The 26,930-nt window shown below is 65.4% G+C and carries 28 protein-coding genes, 1 tRNA gene, 1 pseudogene and 1 riboswitch; of the genes and pseudogenes, 18 read left to right on the plus strand and 12 right to left on the minus strand.

The window, feature by feature from the left end; translation table 11 throughout:
• Positions 1-21: 21 nt before the first annotated feature.
• Positions 22-576: a GNAT family N-acetyltransferase gene (locus O6X71_RS17190; RefSeq protein ID WP_353466962.1), complete on the plus strand. Its 555-nt coding sequence runs from the start codon at positions 22-24 to the stop codon at positions 574-576.
• Here the strand turns inward: O6X71_RS17190 and O6X71_RS17195 are convergent.
• The 3 genes from O6X71_RS17195 to O6X71_RS17205 form a co-directional block, all read right to left on the minus strand.
• Complete coding sequence (locus O6X71_RS17195; protein WP_353466963.1) at positions 560-760, minus strand: hypothetical protein; 201 nt, start codon at positions 758-760, stop codon at positions 560-562. The two genes, O6X71_RS17190 and O6X71_RS17195, sit on opposite strands and share 17 nt — an antisense overlap.
• A 118-nt stretch (positions 761-878) precedes the next feature.
• Positions 879-2,774 (minus strand): glycoside hydrolase family 127 protein, encoded by a 1,896-nt coding sequence (locus O6X71_RS17200; RefSeq protein ID WP_353466964.1) that lies wholly within the window; start codon positions 2,772-2,774, stop codon positions 879-881.
• A 138-nt stretch (positions 2,775-2,912) separates the two neighbouring features.
• Positions 2,913-3,254: a hypothetical protein gene (locus O6X71_RS17205; RefSeq protein WP_353466965.1), complete on the minus strand. Its 342-nt coding sequence runs from the start codon at positions 3,252-3,254 to the stop codon at positions 2,913-2,915.
• Between the two features lie 227 nt (positions 3,255-3,481).
• Here O6X71_RS17205 and O6X71_RS20980 point away from each other — a divergent pair.
• The 8 genes and pseudogenes from O6X71_RS20980 to O6X71_RS17245 all read left to right on the plus strand — a co-directional run.
• Positions 3,482-3,547: pseudogene (locus tag O6X71_RS20980) on the plus strand (hypothetical protein); the annotation flags it as partial.
• A gap of 64 nt (positions 3,548-3,611) precedes the next feature.
• Positions 3,612-4,067 (plus strand): DUF2141 domain-containing protein, encoded by a 456-nt coding sequence (locus tag O6X71_RS17215; RefSeq protein WP_435368507.1) that lies wholly within the window; start codon positions 3,612-3,614, stop codon positions 4,065-4,067.
• A 90-nt stretch (positions 4,068-4,157) separates the two neighbouring features.
• Entirely contained in the window at positions 4,158-5,000 is an 843-nt protein-coding gene (locus O6X71_RS17220) for a MipA/OmpV family protein (RefSeq protein ID WP_353466966.1), read from the plus strand.
• 391 nt (positions 5,001-5,391) lie between these two features.
• Positions 5,392-6,411: a ferritin-like domain-containing protein gene (locus O6X71_RS17225; protein ID WP_353466967.1), complete on the plus strand. Its 1,020-nt coding sequence runs from the start codon at positions 5,392-5,394 to the stop codon at positions 6,409-6,411.
• Positions 6,412-6,462: 51 nt separating this feature from the next.
• Positions 6,463-7,512, plus strand: coding sequence for a ferritin-like domain-containing protein (locus tag O6X71_RS17230; RefSeq protein ID WP_353466968.1), 1,050 nt, complete (start codon positions 6,463-6,465; stop codon positions 7,510-7,512).
• A gap of 76 nt (positions 7,513-7,588) precedes the next feature.
• Positions 7,589-8,467 carry an outer membrane protein gene (locus O6X71_RS17235; protein ID WP_353466969.1) on the plus strand — a complete coding sequence of 293 codons (879 nt, stop codon included), beginning with the start codon at positions 7,589-7,591 and terminating at the stop codon, positions 8,465-8,467.
• 398 nt (positions 8,468-8,865) lie between these two features.
• Positions 8,866-8,975: riboswitch (TPP riboswitch) on the plus strand.
• A gap of 39 nt (positions 8,976-9,014) precedes the next feature.
• A complete protein-coding gene (thiC, locus tag O6X71_RS17240; protein ID WP_353466970.1) occupies positions 9,015-10,937 on the plus strand; it encodes a phosphomethylpyrimidine synthase ThiC in 1,923 nt (640 codons plus the stop codon).
• 969 nt (positions 10,938-11,906) lie between these two features.
• Positions 11,907-12,443 carry a hypothetical protein gene (locus O6X71_RS17245; RefSeq protein ID WP_353466971.1) on the plus strand — a complete coding sequence of 179 codons (537 nt, stop codon included), beginning with the start codon at positions 11,907-11,909 and terminating at the stop codon, positions 12,441-12,443.
• Between the two features lie 20 nt (positions 12,444-12,463).
• On the opposite strand, the gene O6X71_RS17250 is transcribed toward O6X71_RS17245, so the two are convergent.
• Entirely contained in the window at positions 12,464-12,727 is a 264-nt protein-coding gene (locus O6X71_RS17250; RefSeq protein ID WP_435368508.1) for a Txe/YoeB family addiction module toxin, read from the minus strand.
• Entirely contained in the window at positions 12,727-12,981 is a 255-nt protein-coding gene (locus O6X71_RS17255) for a type II toxin-antitoxin system Phd/YefM family antitoxin (protein WP_353466973.1), read from the minus strand. The genes O6X71_RS17250 and O6X71_RS17255 overlap by 1 nt, the downstream gene beginning before the upstream one ends.
• A gap of 147 nt (positions 12,982-13,128) precedes the next feature.
• Between O6X71_RS17255 and O6X71_RS17260 the strand changes: the two genes are divergently transcribed.
• Positions 13,129-13,983, plus strand: a complete 855-nt coding sequence (locus O6X71_RS17260; RefSeq protein ID WP_353466974.1) for a hypothetical protein — start codon at positions 13,129-13,131, stop codon at positions 13,981-13,983.
• 49 nt (positions 13,984-14,032) lie between these two features.
• Here the strand turns inward: O6X71_RS17260 and O6X71_RS17265 are convergent, their stop codons facing one another.
• On the minus strand, positions 14,033-14,332 hold the full coding sequence (locus O6X71_RS17265; RefSeq protein ID WP_093398329.1) for an alkylphosphonate utilization protein: 300 nt from the start codon (positions 14,330-14,332) through the stop codon (positions 14,033-14,035).
• The gene (ung, locus tag O6X71_RS17270; RefSeq protein ID WP_353466975.1) at positions 14,332-15,027 is read right to left on the minus strand and encodes a uracil-DNA glycosylase; all 696 of its coding nucleotides are present in this window, start codon (positions 15,025-15,027) and stop codon (positions 14,332-14,334) included. Before ung ends, O6X71_RS17265 begins: the two co-directional genes overlap by 1 nt.
• Positions 15,028-15,206: 179 nt before the next feature.
• Between ung and aguB the strand changes: the two genes are divergently transcribed.
• Positions 15,207-16,067 (plus strand): N-carbamoylputrescine amidase, encoded by an 861-nt coding sequence (gene aguB / locus O6X71_RS17275; protein ID WP_353466976.1) that lies wholly within the window; start codon positions 15,207-15,209, stop codon positions 16,065-16,067.
• A gap of 142 nt (positions 16,068-16,209) precedes the next feature.
• On the opposite strand, the gene O6X71_RS17280 is transcribed toward aguB, so the two are convergent.
• Positions 16,210-16,779 carry a DUF4337 domain-containing protein gene (locus O6X71_RS17280; protein ID WP_353466977.1) on the minus strand — a complete coding sequence of 190 codons (570 nt, stop codon included), beginning with the start codon at positions 16,777-16,779 and terminating at the stop codon, positions 16,210-16,212.
• Between the two features lie 68 nt (positions 16,780-16,847).
• On the opposite strand from O6X71_RS17280, the gene O6X71_RS17285 reads away from it, so the two are divergent.
• Positions 16,848-17,885, plus strand: a complete 1,038-nt coding sequence (locus O6X71_RS17285) for an MBL fold metallo-hydrolase (protein WP_353466978.1) — start codon at positions 16,848-16,850, stop codon at positions 17,883-17,885.
• A gap of 252 nt (positions 17,886-18,137) precedes the next feature.
• Here the strand turns inward: O6X71_RS17285 and O6X71_RS17290 are convergent, their stop codons facing one another.
• Positions 18,138-18,872: a uracil-DNA glycosylase gene (locus O6X71_RS17290; protein ID WP_353466979.1), complete on the minus strand. Its 735-nt coding sequence runs from the start codon at positions 18,870-18,872 to the stop codon at positions 18,138-18,140.
• Between the two features lie 22 nt (positions 18,873-18,894).
• On the opposite strand from O6X71_RS17290, the gene folK reads away from it, so the two are divergent.
• From folK to O6X71_RS17305, 3 genes are all read left to right on the plus strand, one after another.
• A complete protein-coding gene (folK, locus tag O6X71_RS17295; protein ID WP_353466980.1) occupies positions 18,895-19,404 on the plus strand; it encodes a 2-amino-4-hydroxy-6-hydroxymethyldihydropteridine diphosphokinase in 510 nt (169 codons plus the stop codon).
• 21 nt (positions 19,405-19,425) lie between these two features.
• Positions 19,426-19,501: transfer RNA gene (locus O6X71_RS17300), tRNA-Lys, on the plus strand.
• A gap of 242 nt (positions 19,502-19,743) precedes the next feature.
• Complete coding sequence (locus O6X71_RS17305; RefSeq protein ID WP_353466981.1) at positions 19,744-20,178, plus strand: phosphatase PAP2 family protein; 435 nt, start codon at positions 19,744-19,746, stop codon at positions 20,176-20,178.
• Here O6X71_RS17305 and O6X71_RS17310 read toward each other — a convergent pair.
• Both O6X71_RS17310 and galE read right to left on the minus strand, forming a co-directional pair.
• Positions 20,158-20,991: an HpcH/HpaI aldolase/citrate lyase family protein gene (locus O6X71_RS17310; RefSeq protein WP_353466982.1), complete on the minus strand. Its 834-nt coding sequence runs from the start codon at positions 20,989-20,991 to the stop codon at positions 20,158-20,160. The two genes, O6X71_RS17305 and O6X71_RS17310, sit on opposite strands and share 21 nt — an antisense overlap.
• Positions 20,988-21,986, minus strand: a complete 999-nt coding sequence (galE, locus tag O6X71_RS17315; RefSeq protein WP_353466983.1) for a UDP-glucose 4-epimerase GalE — start codon at positions 21,984-21,986, stop codon at positions 20,988-20,990. Before galE ends, O6X71_RS17310 begins: the two co-directional genes overlap by 4 nt.
• Before the next feature lie 59 nt (positions 21,987-22,045).
• Between galE and msrA the strand changes: the two genes are divergently transcribed.
• Positions 22,046-22,588 carry a peptide-methionine (S)-S-oxide reductase MsrA gene (msrA, locus tag O6X71_RS17320; RefSeq protein ID WP_353466984.1) on the plus strand — a complete coding sequence of 181 codons (543 nt, stop codon included), beginning with the start codon at positions 22,046-22,048 and terminating at the stop codon, positions 22,586-22,588.
• 125 nt (positions 22,589-22,713) lie between these two features.
• On the opposite strand, the gene O6X71_RS17325 is transcribed toward msrA, so the two are convergent.
• Positions 22,714-23,733, minus strand: coding sequence for an L-threonylcarbamoyladenylate synthase (locus O6X71_RS17325; protein WP_353466985.1), 1,020 nt, complete (start codon positions 23,731-23,733; stop codon positions 22,714-22,716).
• A gap of 46 nt (positions 23,734-23,779) precedes the next feature.
• Here O6X71_RS17325 and O6X71_RS17330 point away from each other — a divergent pair, with 46 nt between their 5' ends.
• Both O6X71_RS17330 and O6X71_RS17335 read left to right on the plus strand, forming a co-directional pair.
• Positions 23,780-25,492, plus strand: coding sequence for an acyl-CoA dehydrogenase (locus O6X71_RS17330; protein WP_353466986.1), 1,713 nt, complete (start codon positions 23,780-23,782; stop codon positions 25,490-25,492).
• A gap of 603 nt (positions 25,493-26,095) precedes the next feature.
• Positions 26,096-26,911, plus strand: a complete 816-nt coding sequence (locus O6X71_RS17335; RefSeq protein WP_353466987.1) for an arylamine N-acetyltransferase family protein — start codon at positions 26,096-26,098, stop codon at positions 26,909-26,911.
• The last annotated feature ends 19 nt before the right edge of the window (positions 26,912-26,930 follow it).

Below are 26,930 nucleotides of genomic sequence, written 5' to 3' on the forward strand. Positions count from 1 at the left end.
GATCGCTCTTAGACAGCACGAATGCCCACATCCGCCCCCACGCTAACCACCGACCGGCTAACCCTAACCGCCCACGCCGCCACCGACCTCGAAGACTGCGCCGCAATGTGGACCGACCCGCGCGTGTACACGATGATCGGCGGCCAGCCCCGATCGCGCGAGGACGTCTGGATCCGCCTGCTCCGCTCGATCGGCCAATGGGCGCTGTTCGGCTACGGCAGCTGGATCACCCGAGACACCGCCACAGGTCACCTCATCGGCGAACTCGGCCTCATCGAGGCACGCAGAGCCATCGACCCCTCGATCGACGCAACGCCAGAAACAGGCTGGACCCTAGCCGGTGACGCGCAAGGCAAGGGCTACGCCTCCGAAGCGCTCGCCGCGATCCTCGCCTGGACCGACGCGCGCATCCCCGCGACGACCTGCATCATAGACCCCGCCAACGCCCCCTCGATCCGCCTCGCGGAACGGCTAGGCTACCGCCTGCGCACCACGGGCACGTACCGAGACGCCCCGATCCTGATCTTCGACCGAGCCGCGGCGTCGCAAAGTCCCGGCGCTATTTCTGCGCCGTAACCACCGGAGTCTGCACCGACGCGATCGGCATGGGATCGCCCGCCCGGTCGTAGAACGCCATCAACACCAGCCCCAACGCCAATATACTCCCCGCGATCACATAGATCAGGCTCTTGTGATCCCTGCCGAAATGGGCGCTGGTATTCGTGCCGGTATCCCCGCGCGCGGCGTTTTGATGTGCCATGCATCTCTCTCCGTATTGGCAGGTCGTCCTGCTCTGGAGAGGGAGGCTATCAGGTTTCGCCGCACTGCATAGAGGCTATTGCAACCGCATCGAACGCGTCGGGACTACACCCTCCGACCTACGCCAATCCCGGCGCGATCGGCCAGTAGGTCGCATACCGCTCATGCGCGACGCGGAAATACGGCACCATCCGCACCGGCTGCCGGTCCGCCGCGAGGGTCGTGAACTCCAGCGGCCTCTCCCCCGCGCGCATGCCCCGCGCGATCGTGTCGGGATCGCCCGCCAGCGTCGGCGGCGTGAACGGCGCGGCATTATACTCGCCATATTTGCGCTCGTTGACGATGATGTCCGATCCCGGCGCCAGCCCCTCGCGCCCGAAGCTCCCCGCCATCACCAGCGGCCCGTAAGTGAACGCGACGATATCCGGCGCGGCCGGCGACCGCTCGACCCCGGCGCGCATATCCAGCCGCATCTCCACCGTGTCGCCGTCGCGCCACCCCCGCGCCAATTCCAGATACCGCCCCGGACTGGTCGACCGCACCGCCTCGACCCCGTTCACCAGCACCACCGCAGTCCGGCTCCACCCCGGATGGCGCAGCTTCAGCGTCAGCTCGGCCGGCCGCTTCAGAGTCCAGCGCAGCGTCGTCGTCGCCGTGTCGGGGAACGCCGTCACCTGCGTCAACACCGCGTCCTTGTCCTTCCAGCGCACGGCGGAGGGCACGAACAAATTCACGTACAGCGCGCGGTCGTCGTGGAAATAGATCGAGTCGCGGTATTTGACGTGGTTCTCCATCCCCGTGCCGGTGCAGCACCAGAACGAGTTCTCGGGCGTGTGATACAGCTTCATGTAGCCCGGCCGCGCACCCTGGAAGTACGTCGCCATGCCGCTGTCCGGGTCCTGCGACGCAAGGATCCCGTTATACAGCGTCCGCTCGTAGTAATCGGCATAGCCCGCCTGCGGATCGTGCAGGAACAGCGCCCGCGTCAGCTTCAGCATGTTGTGCTGGCAACACGTCTCCGATCCCTTCGCCGACAGGACGTGCTCGGCGAAATCGGCGACCGGAAAGAAATGCTCGTTGTCGCCGTGCCCGCCGGTCGCGAACGACCGCGTCAGCGCCACCGTCTTCCAGAAGAATTCGGACGCCTCGCGGTATTCGGGCTTCCCCGTCACCTCCCACACCCGCTGGAAGCCGATGATCTTCGGCACCTGCGTATTGGCATGCAGCCCGTCGAGATGGTCGCGGCTCTTCGCGAGTGGCGCAAGGATCGCCTTGTGCGAGAACCGCTCCGCCATCGTCCGATACTCGGCGGTCCCGGTCATCGTGTAGAGGTCGGCAAACACCTCGTTCATGCCGCCATGCTCGGTATCCAGCATGGTCTCGAACTGCGCATCGCTCAGCGGCCGGCTCGCGACCACCGCCCAGTCGGCCAGCCGCAGCAGCACCGCACGCGCCGTGTCGCTGTCCGCCAGCAGCGTCGCATCGCGCAGGCCCGCATACACCTTGTGCAGCGTGTACCACGGCACGCCGGTGATCGGATCGCCGCGCAGATGCGCCGCCACCAGCGCCGGCCCGTCCGGGAACGCACAGACCAGCCCGGTCCCCGACGCCGCTTGGCACGCCGCCAGTTCGCGCGCGATATGGTCGATCCGCGCCTTGAACCGCCGGTCGCCGGTCGATCGATAGGCCAGCGCACACGCCGACAGATAATGTCCCAGCGTATGCCCGTGGCAGTTGATGTCCGCCCACAGCGGATCCGATTCCCAGCCGCCATAGACCGGTGCCTTCGGTGCCAGCCCGGCATTCACCCGGAAATTGTGGAGCATCCGGTCGGGTTGCAGCGCGAGCAGATACGCCTCGGTCTTGCGCTGCGCATGCAGGAACGGCCCCTCGCCGAGCGTGACGTCGGCCAGGTCGAACGCTTGCAATGTCGCGGTCGGCACCGTCGCCGGCACCACCTCTGGCGGCACGAACGCGAACGCCTGAGGTCCGATCGACAGGGAGCCCATTGTCATCGCCCCGGTCGCGACACCCGTCAGGAATTTCCGGCGGGATTGGCCCCCGCGGCATAGCTCGACCATAACGACACCCTCTTATGTTCTCATTATTTGTCTGAGTAGCAGGCGTGTCGTGCAGGCGAAAGAGGCAGAGGGTCAGGGTACCCGGTGCGCGCACACATAGCTGGCGAACCGGGACACGAGCCGCGTGGCCTGCATCGCACCCATCGTCGCCGAGGTCTGGCACGCCAGCCCGTCGCGGTGGGCGCAACGCCGGTCCGCGGTATTGACGGCAGCCAGCCGCGCGCGGTCCAGCCGCGACAGGCTCCGCTCGAACCCGTCCTGGAGATAATCGAGGTCGCCGGGGGTAATCGTCCGTACATGGCGTGCCGGGCACAGCCTGTCGGTACGCCGCCCCAGCGCCTCGAACCCTGCACGGGTCGCGGGGGGCATACCGGAATACCCGGTTACGGTCAGGGTCAACGCGAGCAGAACCATCAACGACTCCATCATGCTGTAATCGCCCGAGACTATCACGCGCCTGCGACGACGTCTCGCGGCCTCCCTGGTCGAGGCGATCCGATCGCGGCGATCACCGGCGCTGTGGTAATTCCGCTACGGGTGCTGTTGATTCCGATCAACATCGGCGCGCCGGGTCTGGTACTGACGATCACGACGGCTATGGGGTAACCATCGCATGAGATGGGGAGGTTTTCCCCTGGTTCATGTGGCGGGGCGCACGGGGCGGCTGGCTGATCACGGCGAGCCATCATCGGCGACATCACGAACGACACGGGTGCAACTATGGCCTATATTTCCGCTTCTGGGATCGGCTCTGCGGCACCGACAAGCAACGTGGCGATCTTGCCAGCGCGCCTGCGAAAGCGGCTGCTCGTCGTGGCGGCAGCAACGACGTGGGCGATGCTGTCGGCGGCGGCGCCCGTCACGCGGCTCGACGTCCAGGTCGACAATCTCCGCTCGTCGAAGGGGATGATCCGGATCTGCCTCACCGCGGACCCCGACAATTTCCCCGCCTGCGTCGACGATGCCAAGGCACTGACGCGCACGCTGCCCGCCAGTGTCCACGCCACCAGCTTTTCGGGCCTGCCGCAGCGCGGCTATGCGCTCGCGATCATCCATGACGAGAACAGCAACGCGAAGCTCGACACGATCGCCGGCATCCCGCGCGAGGGCTATGGGTTCTCGCGCAATGCCGCCGTCCGCTTCGGCCCGCCGCGTTTCGATGCCGCCCGGTTCATGCTTGCCGGTGATGCCGAAATGCAACAGGTAAAAATGCGTTACATCTTCTGACCGATCGCAGCGGACCGAAAACGGTTTTACCGCGTTGCGACGTGGAACCTTTTTCTCCGGAGCATTTCCTTGCGCGCATTCACCCTTCTCATGTCTGCCGCAATTGCGGTGCTCGCGACCGCCACCCCGGCGCTCGCCCAGACCGATCCGAACCCGTCGCCGACGATTACCGACCCTCGCGACAACAACCGCATCACCATTGCGCTGGGCGCGGTGTCGATGCCCGATTACGAGGGTGCGGACAGCAATTCCTTCACCCCCGCCGGCGCGATCGTCGGCACGGTGCGCGGGCATGACTTCTTCCTCCGCGGCACGCAGCTCTATTTTAACCTGATCCCGAACACGGGCGAAGTCGGCATCAACTACGAAGTCGGCGTCATCGGCGGTATCCGCCGCGATCGCACCGGCGACATCGACAACCGCCAAGTCCGCGCACTCGGCAAGATCGATACCGCGTATGAGCTCGGCGGCTATGTCGGCATCGGCAAGACCGGCGTCATCACCAGCGACTACGACACGATCACCGCGCGCGTCGCGTACGTCCACGACGTCTCAGGCACCTATGACAGCTACGTCATCACCCCACAGGTGAACTACACCACGCCGCTGTCGGTCCGCACGCTCGTCTCGCTCGGCGTGTCGGCGGACTATGCCGGCAAGGGCTTCGGTCGCACCTACGCGGCCGTGACGCCGATCGGCTCGCTGAACAGCGGCCTGCGCACCTACGATATCAACGACAGCGGCTTCCGTCGCGCGAACGCCTCGCTGTTCGTCGTGCAGAGCCTCTCGGGCGATCTGCGCCACGGCTTCGGCGTCGGTGCCGGCGTGCTCTACGGTCGCATGCTCGGCAAGTACAAGAACACGCCGATCGTCGCCGACGTCGGCGATGCGGACCAGTGGCTCTACGCCCTCGGCCTGACCTACACATTCTAAGCTATCGATTTCGGCGGATCCGGCTCGGCCCGATCCGCCGAACGCGTTACCTTTTCTCTCTCTCCGGTAGGGAGAGAAAAGAGGGCCTGCCGGGCGTTTTCCCGGAGGACCAAGAAAAGGTGAAGCCGGCATCCAGCCGCCACCAAAACCCCAATCATCGCAAGCAGGTAAGCCTCTCTGCCGGGTCGTGAAATTTATTTCATCGCACCCCCTTGAACCGTGCATCCATTCTTCATTCAGATACGTTCCTCGCCACGGACGGCTTTTTTTATGTCCGTAATTGAGCGCGTTACGAGCAGGATTCGAGCAATCGACCTGATCGGGGCCTGCCCCGTTGCGCGACTGCCGCAGAGCATTTCGACGTCCGCAACAGCAAGGGGAGGACCCTGATATGACCGAGAGCGTGCACCTGATCGAAGCCCTCGATGCGCGAGTGGAACGCCGCAGCGAGCGACGTGAATTCTTCAAGACCGCGCTGGGCGCCGCTGCGATGACCGCAGCCGGTGCGACCGCGCTGTCCTTCTCCAGCTCGGCGTCGGCACAGGCCATCACCGATGCGGACGTCCTGAACTTCGCACTCAACCTCGAATATCTCGAGGCGCAGTTCTACTCCTACGCCGCCTACAACACCGGCCTCGACAACAGCCTGCTCAGCGGCACCGGCACGCAGGGTGCGGTCCGCGGTGGCCGTCAGGTCAATTTCACCGACCCGATCGTGCGTCAGTACGCACGTGAGATCGCGCAGGACGAGATCGCACACGTCAAGTTCCTCCGCACCGCACTCGGCACCGCCGCCGTTGCGCAGCCCGTGATCGACGTCAGCGTCTCGCCGACCAGCGCCTTCTCGCTCGCGGCACAGGCTGCTGGCCTCGTCCCCGCCGGCACCGCGTTCGATCCCTACGCATCGGACGAAGCGTTCCTGCTCGGTGCGTTCATCTTCGAAGACGTCGGCGTGACCGCGTACAAGGGCGCTGCCCCGCTGCTCACCAGCAAGGCCTATCTCGAAGCCGCTGCCGGCCTGCTCGCGGTCGAGGCGTATCACGCTGCGATCGTCCGCACGACGCTGTACGGCAAGGGCATCGCGACCCCGTCGCTCCGCACCTCGGCCGACGCGATCTCGCGTGCTCGCGACAGCCTCGACGGCGGTGGCGCCAACACGACGATCTTCGGTACCAACGACATCGATCAGGGCATCTCGTCGTACCAGGCGACGCCGATCAACCTGTCGGCGACGCAGGCCGCCGTCACCGTGTCGAACATCGTTCCCCTCGACGCAGATGGTGTCGCCTACAGCCGCTCGGCCAGCCAGGTGCTCAACATCGTCTATCTCAACAGCGGTGCGGCATCGGCCGGCGGGTTCTACCCGAACGGCATGAACGGCACCATCAGAACGAGCATCGCGGCAGCCTGATCGCATCGGCCTCGCCCAACGCTCTTCTTTGCTATTCAGGGGATTAACCCAATGACCGATCTCTCTACCAAGCTCGAAATGTTCGACGCGATCGCAAGTCGGCGCAACGAACGCCGTAACTTTCTGCGCTTCGCCGGCGGTTCCGCACTCGCCATCGGCGGCGCCACGCTTCTCTCGGCATGCGGCAGCGATGATGCCGATCTCGCGCCGACCCCGACTCCGGGACCGGCGCCTGTTGCGGCACTCAACGACGCCGACGTGCTCAACGTCGCACTGAACCTCGAATATCTCGAAGCGCAGTTCTACGCGTTCGCGGCATTCGGCGTCGGCCTGAACGCCAATCTGCTGACCGGCATCGGTACGCAGGGTGCCGTCACCGGCGGTGCACAGGTGCCGTTCCAGGACACCGTGGTGCGTGAATACGCGCGCGAAATCGCGATCGACGAAGTCGCTCACGTCGCGTTCCTGCGTCGCGCACTGGGCAACGCTGCCGTCGCGCAGCCAGCGATCGACATCTCGGTCGGCACGGCTGCCGCTCCGGGCGCGTTCACGGCCGCCGCCCGCGCAGCCGGCGTCATCGGCGCAACGGGTGTGTTCAACCCCTATGCCGACGACAACAGCTTCCTGCTCGGCGCGTACATCTTCGAGGACGTCGGTGTGTCGGCCTACAAGGGCGCAGCACCGCTGATCGCCAACAGGACCTATCTCGAGGCGGCCGCCGGCATCCTCGCGGCAGAGGCGTATCACGCAGGCCTGATCCGCACGATCCTGTATCGCAAGGGTCTGCAGACGCCGAACCCGATCCCATCGCTCATCACCGCCGCCAACCAGATCAGCGACGCCCGCGACAGCCTCGACGGCACCGTCACGAACACGTCGACGGGCGTGATCGGCGACGACGACCAGGGCATCACCGGGTCGGATCCGACGATCTCGAATATCGTGCCCACCGACGCCAACGGCCTGGCCTACAGCCGCTCGGTCGCTCAGGTGCACAACATCGTCTACCTGACCAACACCGCAAAGATCGGCGGGGGCTTCTTCCCCAACGGCACGAACAACCGTCTCGACTCGCTGCGTACCAGCGGCGCCAACGCGTGATTGCGACGATCGTCTAAAACATAAACCTGGGGTCGCGGCGCATGGGAGCACCGCGACCCTTGTTTGGGGAACGACCATGAAAAACCTAACGAAGCTCACCATGCTCGCCGGTCTCGCCACCGCGGGCATTTTTGCCGTTCCGGCCGCCGCGCAGGACATGACGACGGACAGCGACCGCAATCCGTTCTCGGGCGTCTATATCGGCGCAGCCGGCGGCTATGACGTCCAGGGCAACGACGTCGGCTCGTCGATCCTGTTCGACCGCAACAACGACGGCAATTTCAGCGACAGCGTCAACACCATCACCGGCGCCAACGCCTTCTCGCCGGGCTTCTGCAACGGCTCGGCCCGCACCGCCGTGCCGGCCTATGGTTGCCGCAACGACGATGACGGTTGGTCGTATTACGGCCGCGCAGGCTTCGACGTGCAGCGCGGTCCGTTCGTGGTCGGCATCGTCGGCGAATTCGGCAAGTCCGAGATCACCGACAGCGTAGCCGCCTTCTCGACCACGCCCGCCAGCTACACGATGGCGCGCAAGCTCAAGTGGGAAGGCTCGGCCCGCCTCCGCGCCGGTCTCGCCGCCAACAAGACCTTGTTCTACGCCACCGGCGGCGCCGGCTATGCCAAGATCGACAACCTGTTCTTCACCACCAACACCGCCAACGCGTTCGCAGCCACCGGCTCGGACAAGCGCTGGGGCTATGTCGGCGGCGGCGGCATCGAGCAGAAGCTGACGAAGAACATCTCGATCGGCATGGAATACACCTACCACCAGTACAAGGACGACGACGCCCGCGTCCTGGTCACCGCCGGCACCGCGCTCGCCGGCAGCCCGGTATTGCTCGCGAACAACCCGTTCGTCCTCGCCCCCAACACCGCGGGCACCACCTTCCGCCGCAGCGACGAGAACTTCCGCTGGCACTCGCTGCGCGGCACGGTGAACTTCCGGTTTTAAGGCGCAGGGCGGCCTGCACCAAGCTGGTGCAGGACTCGCCCAAGCCCGGCCAGCGCAGCAAAGCACGCCACAAGGCGTAGCTCAGCTACGGCTGACGGCGCGCGGAGTTAGAGAAAGGCCGTTGCCCCAATTAGGGCAGCGGCCTTTTCTCGTTCAGCAAGCGCGCTCACCATCAAAAACCCAACATCGACACTGCTACCACCCCGGCGAAGGCCGGGGCCCAATTGGAAAGGTGGACATAACGAAGCACATCGCGTCGTTATTACCGTCTCCCAATTGGGCCCCGGCCTCCGCCGGGGTGGAGCATTATCGAGCGTTGCGATGATCATTGAACTTCGCACACCAAGCACCCGAGCGCCCAATTTCCCCATTGCACCCCACCCCAACCCCCCTATGCTCACCCCACCCCGGGGGAGCGCTTATCCGCGCTTGAGAGGAAGGCAGGAGCCTTCGACCCGCTGAACCTGATCCGGTTGATACCGGCGGAGGGAGGGAGCGGTCGCCACAGAACCGCAAGCCTTGCTCCGAGACCCGTAGGAGCAAGCGCATGGCCGATTTCGAAGCACGCACCCCGACAGCAGACATCGGCGTCACCACCGGCCCGATCCGAGGCTCGCGAAAGATCCACGTCGCGGTCCCGTCCAGCCCGGACGTCCGCGTCGCCATGCGCGAAATCGTCCTCGACCCAAGCTGCAGCGAGCCCCCCCTACGCGTCTACGACACCAGCGGCCCCTACACGGACCCCCGCGCGAAAATCGACATCAACGCCGGCCTCCCCCAACTCCGCCGCGCCTGGATCGAAGCCCGAGGCGACGTGGAATCCTACGAAGCCCGAGAACTCCGCCCCGAAGACAACGGCCAACTCGGCCCCGATCGCTCCGGCGGAGTCCCCCAATTCCCCGCCACCATCAAGCGCCCCCTCCGCGCCAAAGCCGGCGCCAACGTCAGCCAGATGCACTACGCCCGCCGAGGCATCATCACCCCAGAAATGGAATACGTCGCCACCCGAGAAAATCTCGGCCGCGCCATGCTGAAAGACTATAAGCGAGACGGCGAATCCTTCGGCGCGCAGATCCCCGACTTCGTAACCCCCGAATTCGTCCGCGACGAGATCGCCCGCGGCCGCGCGATCATCCCCAACAACATCAACCACCCCGAATCCGAGCCGATGGCGATCGGCCGCAACTTCCTCGTCAAGATCAACGCCAACATCGGCAACTCCGCCGTCGCCAGCAACGTCGCCGCCGAAGTCGACAAGCTCGTCTGGTCGATCCGCTGGGGTGCCGACACTGTGATGGACCTCAGCACCGGCCGCAACATCCACGACACCCGCGAATGGATCCTCCGCAACTCGCCCGTCCCGATCGGCACCGTCCCGATCTACCAGGCGCTCGAAAAGGTCGGCGGCGTCGCCGAAGACCTCACTTGGGAGATCTTCCGCGACACGCTCATCGAGCAGGCCGAACAAGGCGTCGATTACTTCACGATCCACGCCGGCGTGCGCCTCGCCTACATCCCGATGACCGCGAAACGCGTCACCGGCATCGTCTCGCGCGGCGGCTCGATCATGGCGAAATGGTGCCTCAGCCACCACAAGGAGAGCTTCCTCTACGAGCGCTTCGACGAGATCACCGAGATCATGAAGGCGTACGACATCGCCTACAGCCTTGGCGACGGCCTGCGCCCCGGCAGCATCGCCGACGCCAACGACGAAGCGCAGTTCAGCGAACTCTACACGCTCGGCGAACTCACCCACCGCGCATGGAAAAGCGACGTCCAGGTCATGATCGAAGGCCCCGGCCACGTGCCGATGCACAAGATCAAGGAGAACATGGACAAGCAACTCGAAGTCTGCGGCGAAGCACCCTTCTACACGCTGGGGCCCCTGACCACGGACATAGCCCCCGGCTACGACCACATCACCAGCGGCATCGGCGCCGCGATGATCGGCTGGTACGGCACCGCGATGCTCTGCTACGTCACGCCGAAGGAGCATCTCGGCCTCCCCGACCGCGACGACGTCAAGGTCGGCGTAGTCACCTACAAACTAGCCGCCCACGCCGCCGACCTCGCCAAAGGCCACCCCGCCGCCCAGATGCGCGACGACGCACTCAGCCGCGCAAGGTTCGAGTTCCGCTGGAGAGACCAGTTCAACCTCTCCCTCGACCCCGACACCGCCGAGCAATACCACGACCAGACGCTTCCCGCAGAAGGCGCCAAGACCGCGCATTTCTGCAGCATGTGCGGCCCGAAGTTCTGCTCGATGAAGATCACGCAAGAAGTTCGAGACTTCGCGGCAAAGCAGAACGCGCCAGCGGATACGTTCCTGTCCGCAGACGTCGACCAAACCGACACCAACCGAGCGATCTTCGCAAAGGGCTCCCACGCGGATGCGGAGATAGGAATGGCGGCGATGAGCGAAGTCTTCAGGGAGCATGGCGGTGAAATTTATCTTCCCGCTGCAAGATAGATTAGAGTGGTTAGCCCTCGGATGTAAGGGTAGAAGAGCGCTGGTCCGCTGTGTGGTAGCCGGCCGGAAGCGGAGTTGCTTTCGGCCAATACCCGAAGCCCTTTAGGCTTACGAACCGTTTAGATCGCCAAATATTAGTACCAAAAACTTTTACTTTGTCGGTGCCCGGAAAGCTGAATCCTTGCTGCTCGAGTTTGCGCAACAATTCGGTGCGGGATAGCGGCTTACCGGCCTCGCGGATTGTCATTTCGGCAGCTTCAAACAGAGCCGCTAGATTTGGAGTCCTCACCTTCCTCCCCCGTGAGGGGAGTGGAGGCGTCAAATCGAACTCATAATTGGGCAGAGTCGCTGGGGCCGAGGCAGGCACCACCTCTTCATAATTAGTAATGAATGCATCGACCGCTGCCAGTTGCCGCCTTAGGCGCTCCCGGCGCTCGTATGCTTGACGTAACAGGTCGTCCATAGCCTGAACCCTTAATTCCTAAAATCTAATAAAGTCTTAAAAGTCCAACGAAGCAAGAACATTTGGACTCCGAGTGTTGAAGTGAGTGCTAATCATGCTATGTCACGATTGGGCAATCAGCGAATCGGAGACCTGAAAATTTATTGTGGATCCCGGCAGGGCCGGATGACGAAGAGGGCCGACCTTTCGGCCGGCCTCCCCGATGCCTCGACGTCGGAACGACGCGAAACCTTCGCTGTGCAAAGCTGGAATCGCACGCTCCGACAGAAGGGTCAACCTTCAAGAAGACGTTTCATGGCAGATTCCCTATGCGTGATGACGGAAAGACCTACATCTTTCGGCAGTGCATCACGCTTCGCAACGGGACCCGTATATGCAAACCCAATGGGCGAGCCTTTCGGATTCCCGTGAGCGAAAAAAGCTGAACATCGGCCGGTGAGTTCGCTCATCGGCCGTATGGGTAGGCTGGCAACTGCTGATTGGAACGCTCCATAGGAGCTTTTAACATGGGTCAAGGTTACAACTTCGAGCAGCTTAAAGCTGAAATGATCGCGCGGAGCCGGGAGCAGGCTTGGGATCAAGCTAAACTTGAATGGGATTTAGAGGACGTGTTCCGTGTCGCCGAGGAGAGAGACTGTCTTTGCGGCCATAATCCCATTTTGCAAATTTGCACTCTGCGGAACCAACTGACTCAACAAACTGCTGAAGTAGGGAATGTATGCGTCGAACGCTTCCTAGGAATGCGTTCCAAGCGCATTTTCTCGGCCATCAAGCGCATTCGTGACGATGAAAATCGCTCGCTTAACAAGGCGACGATAGAGATGTTCCGCAAGCTAAAGGTCGTGAGTTATCAGGATGCAGACGAGTATTTGGTATTTTATCGTCGCCGCAAAAACATCACGGATGAGCAGCGTGAACTTAGGCGGGATGTGAACGCAGCCGTCCTCACATATGTAAATCATCGAGCTATACGCTCAGCTATGATTTTCAAAACGTTAGGCGGGCGGGCGGCAACGAAGGGCGCTCCGTCAGCGTCGTTATAGGGATTAATCAGGTGCCGGTATCAATAATGATACCGGCACGACAACACCTCAAGCGCCTGCGCATCACCCGATCCACGAACCCGGTATACCAGTCGGTGCTCGCCCGTTATCCGTCGCGACCACCAGCCCGTGAGGTTCTGCCGCAAAGGCTCCGGTCGTCCCGTCCCCCTGAACGGATCGCGCGCGCACTCGGTGATCAGTGCGTTGATCCGTTCCAGAACCTTGGCATCGGTGCGCTGCCAATCGACATAATCGCGCCACGCATCGCCGCGAAAGACGATCATCATGGCCAGATCAGTTCATGCTCCTCGCCGCGGCCAGCATCGAGTTCGGCGATGCCATCGAGCAGATGTTTCGCATTCGCCGGCGACGCTAACAAATGCAGCGTCTCCTCCATCCCGGCCCATTCGCTCGCCGAGATCAGCACGACGTTCTCACCGCGTTGCCGCGTGATCATCACAGGCGCACGATCCGCCGCGACCTTGTCGATCACGGACTTCAGGTTCTCGCGTGCTTCGGAATAGGTGACGGTCTGCATGGGTGAAAGATGGACAGTGTTCTGTCCAATGTCAATTGAGATGGTCGCAATCCTGAAGGATGCCCCCGCGCCACACCGGCCACCCAAAAAGTCCAACACGCAGCGATATTGCTGTCCTACACGCCCGCACCCTGATCCGTTTCGCGCATGAAGACCAAGCCCACGCGCACCGCGCATCCACCGCTCGACGTCGTGCTCGACATCGCGCCCGTTCCCGCCCCAGACTCGGCAAACGCGCTGACCGTCATCGCGGCCCAGGCCGGAACCGTGTTCGAGGTCCAGGAGGCGCCGGTAGTCGAGGACTTCGATCTCGCCGACTATGACTGGGTCCCGGTCCGGCGGAAGGCGCGGCGCGATGGCTGGACGGTTGCCGCGCAGGAGAGCTTCATCGGCGTGCTCGCGGATACCGGTTCGGTCACGCAGGCGGCGATCGAGGTCAACATGTCGGCCACCTCCTGCTATCGCCTGCGTCGTTCGGCCGATGGTCGTGCCTTCGCGGCGGCCTGGGATGCCGCGGTGCAGACCGCGTCGCTGCGGCTGGTCGACCTCGCCTTCGACCGCGCCGTCAACGGATCGCCCGAGCCGGTGTTCGACCGCGAAGGCAGGCGCGTCGGACAGCGCATCCGCTACAACGATCGCCTGCTGATGTTCCTCCTGCGCGCACACCAGCCCGACCGCTATCGCACCCCCGGCCAAGGCGCCAGCGTACCTGTTATGCCAGCCTTGTCGGCGCCGCCCATCGAAACCGCGCTCGCCGCACTCGCGCCGCCGCTACCGCCCGAGCCGCATCTGCTGATGGCACCGGACGACCTCGCGATCGCGCTCCAGGTCGCCGATATCCGCAGCGAACCAGCCACTCACCTTCCCCATCCTGCAGCCGATACGTCGCCGCTAGGTGCGGCGTTCGAGGCGCAACTCGCCGCCGCCAAGGCCACGATCCCGGACCGCCGCCGCTTCGATGACACCGTCGACGACGATGACGCAGACGCGTTCCAGGTGTGACTTTATCGTAACCTTTGGAGCAGGCCTGACGTTCGGCCGCTCCCGAAACCTATCGCTTCCGAACGAACTCCGCGCGCAGCACCAGCCCCTTGATCCCTTCGTACCGGCAGTCGATCTCCTGCGCGTCGCCGGTCAGCCGGATCGACTTGATCAGCGTGCCGCGCTTCAACGTCTGCCCCGCGCCCTTCACGGTCAGGTCCTTGATCAACGTCACCTGGTCGCCGTCCGCGAGCACGTTACCGACCGAATCGCGCACCACCACCGCGCCGTCATCCGCCGCCACCGCGGTCGCCGCACCGCCCGCGACCCACTCGCCGGTCGCTTCGTCATAGACATATTCGTCGCTCATTAGTCAGTCTCCGGCAGCGCCCAGTCGATCGGCGCGCGCCCATGGGTTTCGAGAAAGTCGTTGGCCCGGCTGAACGGCCGCGATCCGAAGAACCCGGTCCGCGCCGCCAGCGGCGACGGGTGCGCGGACTGGATCACCAGATGCCGCCCGCCCTTGCTCACATCATCGACGAACGCCGCCTTCTTCTGCGCATACGCCCCCCACAGCAGGAACACGACCGGTTTGTCCTGCGCGTTCACCGCCGCGATCACGGCATCAGTAAACCGCTCCCACCCGCGCTTCTGGTGCGACGCAGCCTCGCCCATCCGCACGCTCAGCACCGCGTTCAGCAACAGCACGCCCTGCGCGGCCCAATGCTCGAGCATGCCGTGGCGTGCCCGCGGGATCCCGAGATCCGCCTCCAGCTCCTTGTAGATGTTCACCAGGCTAGGCGGCGTCCGCACCCCCTCCCGCACCGAGAAGCTCAGCCCGTGCGCCTGCCCCTCGCCATGATACGGATCCTGCCCGAGGATCACGACGCGCACCTGATCGAGCGGCGTCAACTCCAACGCGCGAAACCGGTCCGCATCCTCCGGAAACACCCGAGCCCCCGCCGCCCGCTCGCCCTCCAGAAACGCATCGAGCGCCCGCATATACGGCGCCTCGAACTCGGTGGCGAGCGCCTGCCAGCTTGCGGGGAGAGGATGATCGATCATCCCCGCCGCATGTCGGACAGGGCAGGGGAGTGTCAATCGCCCCTCCTGTTGTTCCCCCGCGAAGGCGGGGGCCCAGGATCACAAACGACACCGCCCGAGATCCTGGACCCCCGCCTCCGCGGGGGAACCGGATCACCAAAGGCTCGCACAACCCGAACCGCTCTCTTATATGCGCCGCCATGACCGAGATCATCGTCGCCGCGCTGCAGCTGGGCTTCACGCCCAACATCGACCGCAACATCGCCAACGTGTCGCGCCTCGTCCACGAGGCCGCCGCGAAGGGCGCGCAGGTCATCCTGCCGCCAGAACTGTTCGAGGGCGAGTATTTCTGCCGCGTCGAGGACGAGGGCCTGTTCGCCAACGCCGCCCCGGTAGGCGAGCACAAGGCAGTGCTCGCGATGCAGGCGCTCGCCGAAGCGCTAAAGGTCACCATCCCGACCAGCTTCTTCGAGGCGGACGGCCCGCACCATTACAACAGCCTCGCCATGATCGGCCCCGACGGCAACGTGCAGGGCGTCTACCGCAAGAGCCACATCCCCGACGGCCCCGGCTACGAGGAGAAGTTCTACTTCCGCCCCGGCAACACCGGCTTCAAGGTCTGGCCCCACGCGTCGGACGCCGGGCGGACAACGCTAGGCGTCGGCGTCTGCTGGGACCAATGGTACCCGGAAACGGCGCGCGCGATGATGCTGATGGGTGCGGAAATCCTGTTCTACCCGACCGCGATCGGCAGCGAGCCGCACGACACCTCGCTCGACACCGCCCGTCTCTGGCGCCGCGCCATGGTCGGCCACGCGGTCAGCAACGTCGTGCCTATCGTGGCCGCCAACCGAGTCGGCGTCGAGCACGGCCAGACCTTCTACGGCACCAGCTTCATCGCCGACGAGCGTGGCGACATTCTCGCGGAACTAGGCCGCGACGACGAGGGCGTGATCACCGCGACGATCGACCTCGACATCGTCAAGCGCCACCGCGCCGCGTTCGGCTTCTTCCGCGACCGCCGCCCGGACCTGTACGGCCGGCTGGTCCAGGATATCTAAAACCTCTAATCCTCCCCCGACAGGGGGAGGTGGCTGGCGCTTGCCAGACGGAGGGGGAGGTAAAGGTCGCCGAGGTTCCGTGTCCTCCCCCTCCGTCACCTTCGGCGCCACCTCCCCCTGGCGGGGGAGGATCAGCTCAGAACTAGGCCATCCCGGCGAGCAGCGCCCCCACCAATGCAGCCGCCCCCGCAACCCACAGCAACCAACGCCGCCCGGTCAACGCGGTGATCGACGCCAGCGCGATCGCCACCTGGATCGCGGTCACTGCCAGTGCCAGCTTCGTATGCGGCCGCAGCGCCTCATCCGACTCCGCGTTCGCCATCGCCGATTGCCGGTCGAGCGTTTGCGCCTTAGCCTTCAGCGTCGTCCCGCGCGCCTTATACCGCGCGATATCGGCGCGATGCGCCGCCATCTGCGTCGCATCCGACCCGAGTGGAGCGAGATCGACCGCCATCTCGACCAGATGCCGCTTCAGGTCCTCCGCCTGGTAATAGCCCCACGCATCCGACGCTTGAGCCTTGATGAGCACCGCCTCGTTCTTGTGGAGCAGCGCCTCGTTCTGCGTATGCCCGCCGAGGAAGCTGGTTACCGCCGCCAGCGTCGCCAGGATCGCAGTGAACAGCGCGATCCGCTGGTCGAATGCCTCACCCTTGGCTGCGCGTTCCTCCGACAGTTGCTCATGCAACCCGCGCACTTCAAAATCATCGTCCATGCTGGTCGCTTTGGCAGCTCGCGCGTGACTGGACCCTGATGATCGAGTGACATATCCGTCAGCGCGCCATGATCCATACTCGTTTGATACTGCTCGCTTTCGCGCTCCTCGCCGGCTGCGCAACGCCGTCCGTGAGGACATTTCCCCTTAGTGATCACTTCAACGGCGAACGCTTCTTCAACCCCGACGGCGTGCAGGGCAGCACCGGCGAGCAAAAGCAGGGCCCGGTCGCGCTGCTTCGCAACCTCGTGAAGCCACCCTACCGCAGCTGGCCCGAAGTCCCCGTCACCCCGACGCGGCCCCCGGCGCGTGTCGAGGGCCAGACGATGCGCGTCACCTGGATCGGCCATTCGACCGTGCTGGTGCAGACCCAGGGGCTCAACATCCTGACCGATCCGATGTGGCTCGAACGCTCGTCCCCGGTCCAGTTCGTCGGCGTGAAGCGAGTCCGCGAACCCGGCGTGCGTCTCGCCGACCTGCCGAAGATCGACCTGATCCTGCTCAGCCACGACCACCGCGACCACCTCGACATGACCGCGATGAGACGGCTCTGGCGCCGCGACAAGCCACTGATCGTGACCGGCCTCGGCAACGACCAGATCCTAGCGCGCAGCGGCATTCATGCGGTTGCGCGCGACTGGGGCGGGCGAGTGGCGTTGCGTCCCGGCATCGAGGTGATCGTCAACCGCGCGCACCATTGGAGCGAATATGACCCCGGCGACCGCGACAAGACGCTCTGGGCTGGCTTCACCGTGACGCTGCCCGGTGGGAACCTCTATTTCGCGGGCGACACCGGCCCCGGCGACATGCGCTGGGCAACCGAAGCGCGCGCAGCCGGCCCGGTCCGCCTCGCGATCCTGCCGATCGGCGCCTATCATTTCGCGGGGCACGAGACCGACAACCACATCGGCCCGGACCAGGCGGTGACCGCGTTCGAACAGCTCGGCGCGGCCTATGCGATCGGCGTCCACTGGGGCACGTTCGAGCTGACGTCAGAGGGTATCAACGAACCGCCCGAGCACCTCCGCGCCGCACTGATCCGCGAACACATCCCGATCAACCGCTTCCGTACACCAGAGGCCGGCGAGCCCTGGGTGATCGAGTAGTAGCGGGGCAATCCTCCCCCGCCAGGGGGAGGTGTCGCCGAAGGTGACGGAGGGGGCGGACACGGAGCAAACGTGATCGCCTACCGCCCCCTCCGTCTGGCAAGGGCCAGCCACCTCCCCCTTGCGGGGGAGGATCGAGCGGTCGAATACCGCCCTCCCGTCATCCTGACGAAAGTCAGGACCCAGAGCCAAACAGGACCGCGTCTCGTTACCCTGGGTCCTGACTTTCGTCAGGATGGCGGGGGAGGCGTTTCAAACCGCCCCGCGCAATTCCAGCGCCCGCTTGAACACCGCGTCGAACATCTCCGCCGTCAGTACGCCCGTATTCACGTTGTACCGCGAGCAATGGAAGCTATCGATCAGGATGCGGCCATCGGGCATCACATGCTCCGCGCCATGTGCGAACCGCGCCTTGGGCAACCGACCGCCGAGCATCTTCACCGCCGACTGATGCGCGATATGCCCCAGTGCCACGAACACCCGCGCGGTCGGCACCGCATCCGCCTGCGTCTCAAGGAACGGCCGGCAGGTGCGGATTTCTTCCGGCGTCGGCTTGTTCTCGGGCGGCAGGCACTTCACCGCGTTGAGCATGATCGCGCCGTCCAGCGCCAGCCCGTCCTCGGCTTTGGCGCCATACGTCCCCGTCGCAAGCCCGAACCGCCCGAGCGTCTCGTACAGGAACTGCCCCGAATAATCGCCGGTGAACGCGCGGCCCGTGCGGTTCGCGCCATGCTTCCCCGGCGCGAGGCCGATGATGCCGAGCCACGCCGCCGGATCGCCGAACGCGGGCACCGGCGCGTTCCACCAGGTCGGGAACTCGGTCCGCAACTGCTCGCGCACGGCGACGAGGCGAGGGCAGAGCGGGCAGTCATGCGGCGGCTCGGTCTCGGGCAGCGCGGAGACAGGCGCAAAGACCGTCGTGACGTCGACTTCGCCGGTCTCGTCGACGGTTTCGGGAAGCTCGGAGGTGTAAGGTGTGGAATCCATGGGATTGCGCTAGGCGGACCAAATGTCGCCTGCAACCCCGCTCCCGCCGATCGCGCAGGCCGCGACCACCTACGCGATCGCGCTCGGCTCCAACCGGCGCGGCCGCCACGGCGCCCCAGAACGCGAGATCGCCGCCGCTTTGAAAACCCTCGGCACTGTCGTCGCACGATCGTCGACCGTCGCCAGCGCACCATTAGGCCCCTCGAACCGCCGCTACGCCAACGCCGTCGCGCTGATCGAAACGCAGGAGGATCCCGCCGCGCTGCTCGTCCGCCTCAAACGAATCGAGCGCACGTTCGGCCGTCGCCCCGGCCGCCGCTGGGGAAGCCGCGTGCTCGACCTCGACATCGTACTTTGGTCGGGCGGCGCATGGTGGTCACGCGGGCTCACCGTTCCGCACGCCGCGTTCCGCACCCGCAGCTTCGTCCTCGGCCCCCTCGCAGGGTTGATCCCGAACTGGCGCGATCCGCTGACCGGGCGAACGATCCGGCAATTGGCGCAATCGGTTGACCGAAAGCGGCCACGCGATTAGGTGCGCGGTCCACGATGGCGGGGGTCCGTAGCTCAGTTGGTAGAGCAAGCGACTTTTAATCGAGAGGTCCCGGGTTCGAGCCCCGGCGGACCCACCATCGATGCCTCGGGCGATGCGCCGAGCAGGCGGAGGCATGTCCCGGCGATTCTCACGGGCGCATCGGTCGCAGCTATCGGGCTTGCCCTCATCCTCCTCGTCGGTCTCGCGGTCGATCACTGGCCGTTCGCGTTCGACCGGTCGATCATCCTCGGTCTGCGCGCGTGGGGCGGGCCGTCATGGCTGCCCAAGGTCGCGGCCGACGTCACCGCACTTGGCGGCGGCATCGTCCTGACGATCGTCGTGGTGGTCGCCGCTGGCCTGCTGATCGTCCAGCGCCTCTGGCTGACCGCCGCCGCCATGGTCGCGGCCAGCGTCACCGGCAATATCGTGGTCGAACTCGTCAAGCTGCAGGTCGCCCGCCCGCGCCCCGACATCGTCGCGCACCTCGTCACGGTTACGCATATGAGCTTCCCGAGTGGGCATTCCGCGAACAGCGCGATCGTCTATCTCACGCTCGCCGGCCTCGCCTCGCAGGTGACTCGAGATCGTGCGACCCGAGCGTATCTGCTGGTCGTCGCGATCCTGCTGGTCGGCGCGATCGGCTGCAGCCGCGTGTATCTGGGCGTCCACTGGCCGAGCGACGTGCTGGCCGGGTGGAGCTTCGGCACGCTCTGGGCGCTCGCCTGGTGGCTCGCTACCGCCCGCGTGCGCGAATCAATCGGCGGCGAGCGCTAGCAGGGCCTTCGCCGCCTTCAAATGCGGCGCGTCGACCATCCTGCCCTCCAACTGGAGCGCACCCGCACCCGGATTGGCGGCGAACAGGTCGACGATCGCTTGTGCCTTGCCACGCTCTTCAGCCGACAGCGTGAAGGCGGCGTTGATCACCGCGACCTGGCTCGGATGGATCGCCATCATCCCCGTAAACCCGTCACGCCGCCCGCGCGCGGCATAGGCGGTCAGCCCGTCCAGATCGCGAAAGTCGGGATAGACCGTCTCGATCGCCGCCACCCCCGCCGCATGCGCGCCGAACAAGGTCAGCGACCGGGCGAGCTGATACGGCGCGGTGTACGATCCGTCAGCCTCGCGCGAGGTCGCCGCGCCGATCGCCGCAGGCAGGTCCTCCGCACCCCAGGTCAGCCCGACCAGCCGGTCCGTCACGCTGCCATAGCTGCCGAGCGAGAAGATCGCCGCCGGCGTCTCGGTCGCGATCGGCAGGATCGCGATGTCGCCGCTCAGCCGAGCATCGAGCGAGGCTAGCGATGCGCCGCCCTCTGCCTTTGGCAGCATGATACCGTCGGGCTTGCCGGGGAGGATCGCCGCGAGATCATCGTCTGCGAGCCCGGAGTCGAGCGGATTGATCCGCACGAACAGCGGCACCGTCCGAGGCTCGGCGAGGAACGTCGCCACATGTCCGCGTGCCGCCACCTTGCCGGCAGGCGCCACCGAGTCCTCAAGGTCGAGGATCAGCGCGTCCGCCCCGAGCCCGAGCGCCTTGACCATTCGCTCGGGCCGGTCGCCCGGCACGAACAGCAGCGAGCGGAGTCTCATCGGCCCTTCTCGGCCAGCGCGCGCTCCCACGCCAGCGCATCGCGGACGATGCCGTCGAGATCGGCGTGGCGCGGGGTCCAGTCGAGCGTCTCGAGGATTGCGCGATTGTCCGAGATCAGCATCGCCGGATCGCCTGCGCGCCGCCCTTCCAAGCGACGCTCGATTGTCCGGTTGGTAACCTTGTCGACCGCATCGAGCACCTCGAGCACCGAGAAGCCCTTGCCATAGCCCGCGTTGAGCGTGTGGCTTTTGGCAGGGTCCGCGACCAGGACTTCCAGCGCGGCGACATGCGCGGCGGCGAGGTCGGTGACGTGGATGTAGTCGCGCACGCCGGTGCCGTCGGGGGTGTCGAAATCGGTGCCGTAGACGCCTACCGCGTCGCGCTTGCCGGTCGCGGCCTCGACCGCGATCTTGATCAGGTGCGTGGCGCCGACCGTCGATTGGCCGCTGCGTCCCTGCGGATCGGCGCCGGCGACGTTGAAGTAGCGCAGCGCCGCATAGTTCATCGGGTGCGCCGCGGCGACGTCGCGCAGCATCGCCTCGGTCATCAGCTTCGACATGCCGTACGGGTTGATCGGCACGGTCGGATCGCCCTCCGCGACGGGCACCTTCTCGGGCGTGCCATAGGTCGCGGCGGTCGACGAGAAGATGAAGTGGGCCACGCCCTCGACGACCGCGCTCTCGATCAGCGCACGGCTGGCGGCGGTGTTGTTGCGGTAATATTTGAGCGGGTCGCTAACCGATTCGGGGACCACCACCGAGCCCGCGAAATGCATGATAGCCTTGACGTTGTGCTCGCGTATCGCCGCGCGGACCTTCGCGTCGTCGGCGACGTTCGCCTCGACGAGTGCGGCGCGAGGATCGACCGCCCAGTCGAACCCGGTGACCAGATTGTCGAGCACGACGACGTCATACCCCGCATCGAGCAACGCCAGCACCGCGTGGCTGCCGATATAGCCGGCCCCGCCAGTCACCATAACCTTACCGTCAATCACGGGCGTCTCCTCTTTGTTGCGGGGTAGCGACTTCCTACATTGGCGGAAAGGAGATCGTTATGACAGATTATGTAACGCTGGCCGGCGGCTGCTTCTGGTGCACCGAGGCTGTGTTCAAGGACGTGATCGGCGTCGAGTCGGCCGAGAGCGGGTATATCGGCGGGCATGTCCCTGATCCGACGTACAAACAGGTGTGCGGCGGCGACACCGGCCATGCCGAGGCGATCCGCATCGGCTTCGATCCGGAGCAACTGAAGCTCGGCGACCTGCTCGACATCTTCTTCGCGACGCATGACGCGACGACGCTGAACCGGCAGGGCAACGACGTCGGCACGCAATACCGCTCGGCGATGTTCCCCGCGGACGATGCACAGAAGGCTGAGATGGAAGCGGCGTTGCAGCGCGCGCAGGCCGACTCGCCCAAGCCGATCGTCACCACCATCGAGCCGATGGATACTTGGTACGAGGCCGAGGGCTATCACCAGGATTACTGGGAAACGTCGGGCCGTTCGAACCCGTATTGCATGGCGGTGATCCCGCCGAAGCTGCAGAAGCTGCGCAAGAGCTTTGCGGCGCGGTCGAAGGCGGCGGTGAGCGCGTAAGACAGAATGGGTTCACGCGAAGGCGCGAAGGCGCAAAGATGATGAGCTTAGGTATGCCGGTCTTGGCTTATCGAAATGCTTGAACCTCTTCGCGCCTTTGCGCCTTCGCGTGAACCACTCTTCTTTCAACGATGTGCAGCGCGGCGGAGGCGGTCGTTGATCGCTTCGCCGATGCCGTCGAGCGGGATCGGCGCGATGGCGATCTTGGGACGGTCGTTCGCGTCTGCTGCGTGAAGCAGATCGAACAGCTTGGCGGCGGCCTCTATAGGATCGCCAGATGCAGAGAGCGTCACGTTGCCCGTCACTTCGTCAAACCCGATCAGCCACTCACCCGCAGCAGCCTCGGTCGCATTCAACCGAAGTGGTTTGCTTGGCGCATAATGGCTCTCAAGCTGCCCCGGTGCCGTCACCCCACTTCCAATCCCCCCCGGCGAAGGCCGGGGTCCAATTGGGGGACGGTCATGACGCACGTCGTGCCCGGCTACATCCGACGTTCCAATTGGGCCCCGGCCTTCGCCGGGGGGGTGTTGGAGGTGGGTTAGCAGCGCTTCTACGGTAATCGGCCCCGGCCGCAACACCGTCCGCCCGGCCACGATCGTCGACTCCAATCCCGCCTCGGTAGCCCCATCGTCGAGGATCAGCGGCACGTTCCCCCCCAAGCTCCCTGCAACATGCGAAGCGGTAGTCGGACTGATCCCCCCGCTCGCATTGGCCGAAGGCGCCGCCAACGGCCGCCCCGACGCCGCGATCAACCCCTGCATAGCTCGATGCCGCGGCACCCGGATCGCGATCGTATCCAACCCCGCCGTCACCAGCGCAGCGATCCCCGAATCCCCCCTTACCGGCAGCACGAGCGTCAAAGGCCCCGGCCAGAACGCCGCCGCCAACGCACGAGCATCCGCATCGAACACCGCAATCCGCTCCGCCGCCGCCAGATCCGCCACATGCACGATCAGCGGATTGAAACTCGGGCGGCCCTTCGCAGCGTAAATCCGCGCCACCGCCTCCGCATTCGTCGCGTCCGCCGCCAGCCCATACACCGTCTCGGTCGGCACCGCGACGATCCCGCCATCGCGAATCAGCGCGGCGGCTTCGGCGATCGCGGCTGTGCCGTAGGGTAAAATCCGAGGGTGTGGACGGGTCATTCCACAGGCGTATAGCGGGTCCAAACCGTAGCGATAAGAGGATGCGATGGCCTTCACTCCAGCAACCACCGAACAGCGTTTCGTGCTCGACCATGTCGTGCGGATCGGCGAGATCGCCGCGACCGAACGCTATGCCGCCGCCAGCGACGACGTCGTCGACGCAGTGCTCGAAGGCGTCGGGCAACTCGCGGCCGGCGAATGGGCCCCGCTCAATCGCACCGGCGACACCGTCGGCGCGAAATGGACCCCCGACGGCGTCGTCATGCCCGACGGCTTCGCGCAGGCGTACAAGGATTATGTCGAGGGCGGCTGGGGCGGAATCGGCGTCGAGGAGGAATGGGGCGGGCAGGGCCTGCCGTTCGCGATCCAGACCGCGGTGCTCGACACGCTCGGCTCGGCCAACATGGGCTTCGCGCTCTGTCCCACGCTGACCGTCGGCGCGATCGAGGCGCTCCAGCATCACGGCTCCCCCGAGCAGCAGGCGCTGTATCTCCCCCATCTCGCGACCGGCGAATGGACCGGGACGATGAACCTCACCGAGCCGCAGGCCGGCTCCGACGTCGGCGCATTGCGCGCGACGGCTACCCCGCTCGGCGACGGCAAATGGTCGATCAAGGGCACCAAGATCTACATCTCGTTCGGCGATCACGACATGGCGCCGAACATCGTCCACCTCGTCCTCGCGCGGACCCCCGGCGCACCGGCGGGCACGAAGGGCATCTCGCTGTTCCTCGTCCCCAAGTTCCGCCTCCAGGAAGACGGCACGCCGGGCGAGTTCAACGACGTCCGCGTCGTCTCGATCGAGCACAAGATGGGCCTCCACGCCTCGCCGACGTGCGTGCTGAGCTTCGGCGACAATGACGACTGCATCGGCGAGCTGATCGGCGCGGAGTTGGGCGGCATTCGCGCGATGTTCACGATGATGAACAACGCCCGTCTCAACGTCGGCCTCCAGGGCGTCCAGGTCGCCGAAGGCGCCACCCAAGGCGCCGTCGCCTATGCACTCGACCGCGTTCAGTCGGCCCGCGCAGGCTCGCCTAACAAGGACTCTGTCAAGATCGTCGAGCATCCCGACGTCCGCCGCATGCTGATGCGGATGAAGGCACAGACGCAGGCGGCACGCGCGCTGGTCTATTACGCAGCGGGGCAGGTCGATCGCGCCAACCTCGGCGACCGCGCCGCGCGCAACCGCCTCGAACTCGTCACGCCGCTTGCCAAGGCGCACGGCACCGATCTCGGCAACGAAGTCGCATCGCTCGGCATCCAGGTCCACGGCGGCATGGGTTACGTCGAGGAAACCGGCGCCGCACAGTATTTCCGCGATGCCCGCATCACGCCGATCTACGAGGGCACCAACGGCATCCAGGCGGCGGATCTGGTCGGGCGGAAACTCGGTCTCGACAATGGTGGCGCGTTCGCGACGCTAATCGCCGACATCCGCGCGGAGGCGAAGGACGAGCGCCTGCTAGCCCTGGTCGACGCCTGCGAAGCGGTCGGCCGTAAGCTCGCCACCGCGGACGCCGACGACAAGCTGGCGGCGAGCTACCCCTTCCTCACCATGCTATCGGTCGCCACCTGCGGCTGGCTGATGGAGCGGCAGGGCGGGGTGGCCGGCAGCGATGATTTCGGCCGGATGAAGGCGGCGGCAGTGCGTTTCTACCTCGACCAGATCGTCCCCGAGGCGATGGGCCTGAACGCGGCGGCGAATGCGAGCGCGGCGGTGCTCTACTCGATCGAAGCGGACCTGTTCGCGGCCTGAGCCCCCCGTCATCCTGACGAAAGTCAGGATCCAGAGCCAAGCACGTTAGCCCCTTTGGCTCTGGATCCTGGGTCGAGCCCAGGATGACGGGATGACAATGGCGACGTTCTCCCTCCCGTCCGTGTCGACAGGACGACCTTCGCAATCCTCCCCCGCAAGGGGGAGGTGGCACCGAAGGTGACGGAGGGGGAGGAACACGCAACGAAAGTGGCCCTTCCGCCCCCTCCGTCTGGCAAGCGCCAGCCACCTCCCCCTTGCGGGGGAGGATCGCGAGGGGCTCCCCCGGTCGCGACAGTCCCAAACCACATCGTCACGCCGGGCTCGTTCCGGCATCCACCGTTCCGCAGATCCGAGAGAAAGGAGAATGCGGAACGGTGGCCCCCGGAACAAGCCCGGGGTGACGAAGCGAGCAGGGGTGGCACCCCATATCCCGTCCGCCCTGAGCGCAGCAGAAGGGCATGCCCAACGCGCAGGTGCTTCGACTTCGCACAGCACGAACGGGGGAGGGAGCACTGCGTCACGTACAGCATCCGGTGCCCACTACTCGACGCCCCCGCCCAACGGACGGTATGGGGAAACAGAAAATCTCTGAAAGCCCGACCGATGTTCGACCTCGAAGCCTATCTCCTCCGTGTCGCGATGCCCGCGCGGCCCACGCTCGACTCGATCGGCCTCGGCCGCCTGCAGCACGCGCACCGTCTCTCGATCCCGTTCGAAGACCTCGACGTTGTCCTCGGCCGCGGCATCGCAATCGACACCGATTCAGTCTTCGCCAAGCTCGTGACCGCCCGCCGCGGCGGCTATTGCTTCGAGCATAACCAGCTGTTTCTCGACGCCCTCGCGGAACTCGGCTTCACCGTCCGCTCGTTGCTGGCCCGCGTGTGGATCGCCGCGACCGACGTACCGCCGCTCACCCACACCTTCGCGCTGGTGACGATCGACGGCCAGGACTGGATCGCCGACACCGGCTTCGGCGGCAGCTACACGCCGGTCCTCCCGCTGGCCGACGGCGCCCAGGCAACCGCTCCCGACGGCGCCCGCTTCCGCCTCGAAGCGACCGAACAAGGCTGGATGCTGCTCCGCGACGGCGATCCGATGACCACCGACGGACGTGGCGATACGGGAGGATTCCAGCCGCAATACAGCTTCACGCTCGCGCAAGTGTTCGATGCGGATCTCGCACTGTCGAACCACTGGACCTCGACCGCGCCGTCCAGTCGCTTCACACAGACCCCGATCGCCAGCATCGTCCTCCCGAACGGCTTCGCGTCGCTGATCGGCCGCAACTACCGCCGGCGTTCGGGCACCGACACCACGGTCGGCGAGATCACCGATCCGCGCGTGTACCGTATCCGCATGAGCCTGTTGTTCGGGATCGACCTGAGCGTCGAGGACGTCGCGGCGCTGGGATTGTTCTGAAGCAGCACCCCGCTTCCGT

This window comes from Sphingomonas faeni (assembly GCF_040407505.1).
Lineage (GTDB): Bacteria > Pseudomonadota > Alphaproteobacteria > Sphingomonadales > Sphingomonadaceae > Sphingomonas > Sphingomonas faeni_E.

What these genes read in the sequence shown, in the direction of transcription:
- O6X71_RS17235 (WP_353466969.1), top strand. Translation starts at nt 7,589, where the DNA reads ATGAAAAACCTAACGAAGCTCACCATGCTCGCCGGTCTCGCCACCGCG.
- O6X71_RS17280 (WP_353466977.1), bottom strand. Translation starts at nt 16,779, where the DNA reads ATGGACGATGATTTTGAAGTGCGCGGGTTGCATGAGCAACTGTCGGAG.
- O6X71_RS17245 (WP_353466971.1), top strand. Translation starts at nt 11,907, where the DNA reads ATGGGTCAAGGTTACAACTTCGAGCAGCTTAAAGCTGAAATGATCGCG.
- O6X71_RS17195 (WP_353466963.1), bottom strand. Translation starts at nt 760, where the DNA reads ATGGCACATCAAAACGCCGCGCGCGGGGATACCGGCACGAATACCAGC.
- O6X71_RS17265 (WP_093398329.1), bottom strand. Translation starts at nt 14,332, where the DNA reads ATGAGCGACGAATATGTCTATGACGAAGCGACCGGCGAGTGGGTCGCG.
- ung (WP_353466975.1), bottom strand. Translation starts at nt 15,027, where the DNA reads ATGATCGATCATCCTCTCCCCGCAAGCTGGCAGGCGCTCGCCACCGAG.
- O6X71_RS17220 (WP_353466966.1), top strand. Translation starts at nt 4,158, where the DNA reads ATGTCTGCCGCAATTGCGGTGCTCGCGACCGCCACCCCGGCGCTCGCC.
- O6X71_RS17200 (WP_353466964.1), bottom strand. Translation starts at nt 2,774, where the DNA reads ATGACAATGGGCTCCCTGTCGATCGGACCTCAGGCGTTCGCGTTCGTG.
- O6X71_RS17230 (WP_353466968.1), top strand. Translation starts at nt 6,463, where the DNA reads ATGACCGATCTCTCTACCAAGCTCGAAATGTTCGACGCGATCGCAAGT.
- O6X71_RS17205 (WP_353466965.1), bottom strand. Translation starts at nt 3,254, where the DNA reads ATGGTTCTGCTCGCGTTGACCCTGACCGTAACCGGGTATTCCGGTATG.
- O6X71_RS17255 (WP_353466973.1), bottom strand. Translation starts at nt 12,981, where the DNA reads ATGCAGACCGTCACCTATTCCGAAGCACGCGAGAACCTGAAGTCCGTG.
- O6X71_RS17250 (WP_435368508.1), bottom strand. Translation starts at nt 12,727, where the DNA reads ATGATCGTCTTTCGCGGCGATGCGTGGCGCGATTATGTCGATTGGCAG.
- O6X71_RS17260 (WP_353466974.1), top strand. Translation starts at nt 13,129, where the DNA reads ATGAAGACCAAGCCCACGCGCACCGCGCATCCACCGCTCGACGTCGTG.
- O6X71_RS17335 (WP_353466987.1), top strand. Translation starts at nt 26,096, where the DNA reads ATGTTCGACCTCGAAGCCTATCTCCTCCGTGTCGCGATGCCCGCGCGG.
- O6X71_RS17225 (WP_353466967.1), top strand. Translation starts at nt 5,392, where the DNA reads ATGACCGAGAGCGTGCACCTGATCGAAGCCCTCGATGCGCGAGTGGAA.
- msrA (WP_353466984.1), top strand. Translation starts at nt 22,046, where the DNA reads ATGACAGATTATGTAACGCTGGCCGGCGGCTGCTTCTGGTGCACCGAG.
- aguB (WP_353466976.1), top strand. Translation starts at nt 15,207, where the DNA reads ATGACCGAGATCATCGTCGCCGCGCTGCAGCTGGGCTTCACGCCCAAC.
- O6X71_RS17330 (WP_353466986.1), top strand. Translation starts at nt 23,780, where the DNA reads ATGGCCTTCACTCCAGCAACCACCGAACAGCGTTTCGTGCTCGACCAT.
- O6X71_RS17325 (WP_353466985.1), bottom strand. Translation starts at nt 23,733, where the DNA reads ATGACCCGTCCACACCCTCGGATTTTACCCTACGGCACAGCCGCGATC.
- O6X71_RS17310 (WP_353466982.1), bottom strand. Translation starts at nt 20,991, where the DNA reads ATGAGACTCCGCTCGCTGCTGTTCGTGCCGGGCGACCGGCCCGAGCGA.
- folK (WP_353466980.1), top strand. Translation starts at nt 18,895, where the DNA reads ATGTCGCCTGCAACCCCGCTCCCGCCGATCGCGCAGGCCGCGACCACC.
- O6X71_RS17285 (WP_353466978.1), top strand. Translation starts at nt 16,848, where the DNA reads ATGATCCATACTCGTTTGATACTGCTCGCTTTCGCGCTCCTCGCCGGC.
- O6X71_RS17290 (WP_353466979.1), bottom strand. Translation starts at nt 18,872, where the DNA reads ATGGATTCCACACCTTACACCTCCGAGCTTCCCGAAACCGTCGACGAG.
- O6X71_RS17190 (WP_353466962.1), top strand. Translation starts at nt 22, where the DNA reads ATGCCCACATCCGCCCCCACGCTAACCACCGACCGGCTAACCCTAACC.
- thiC (WP_353466970.1), top strand. Translation starts at nt 9,015, where the DNA reads ATGGCCGATTTCGAAGCACGCACCCCGACAGCAGACATCGGCGTCACC.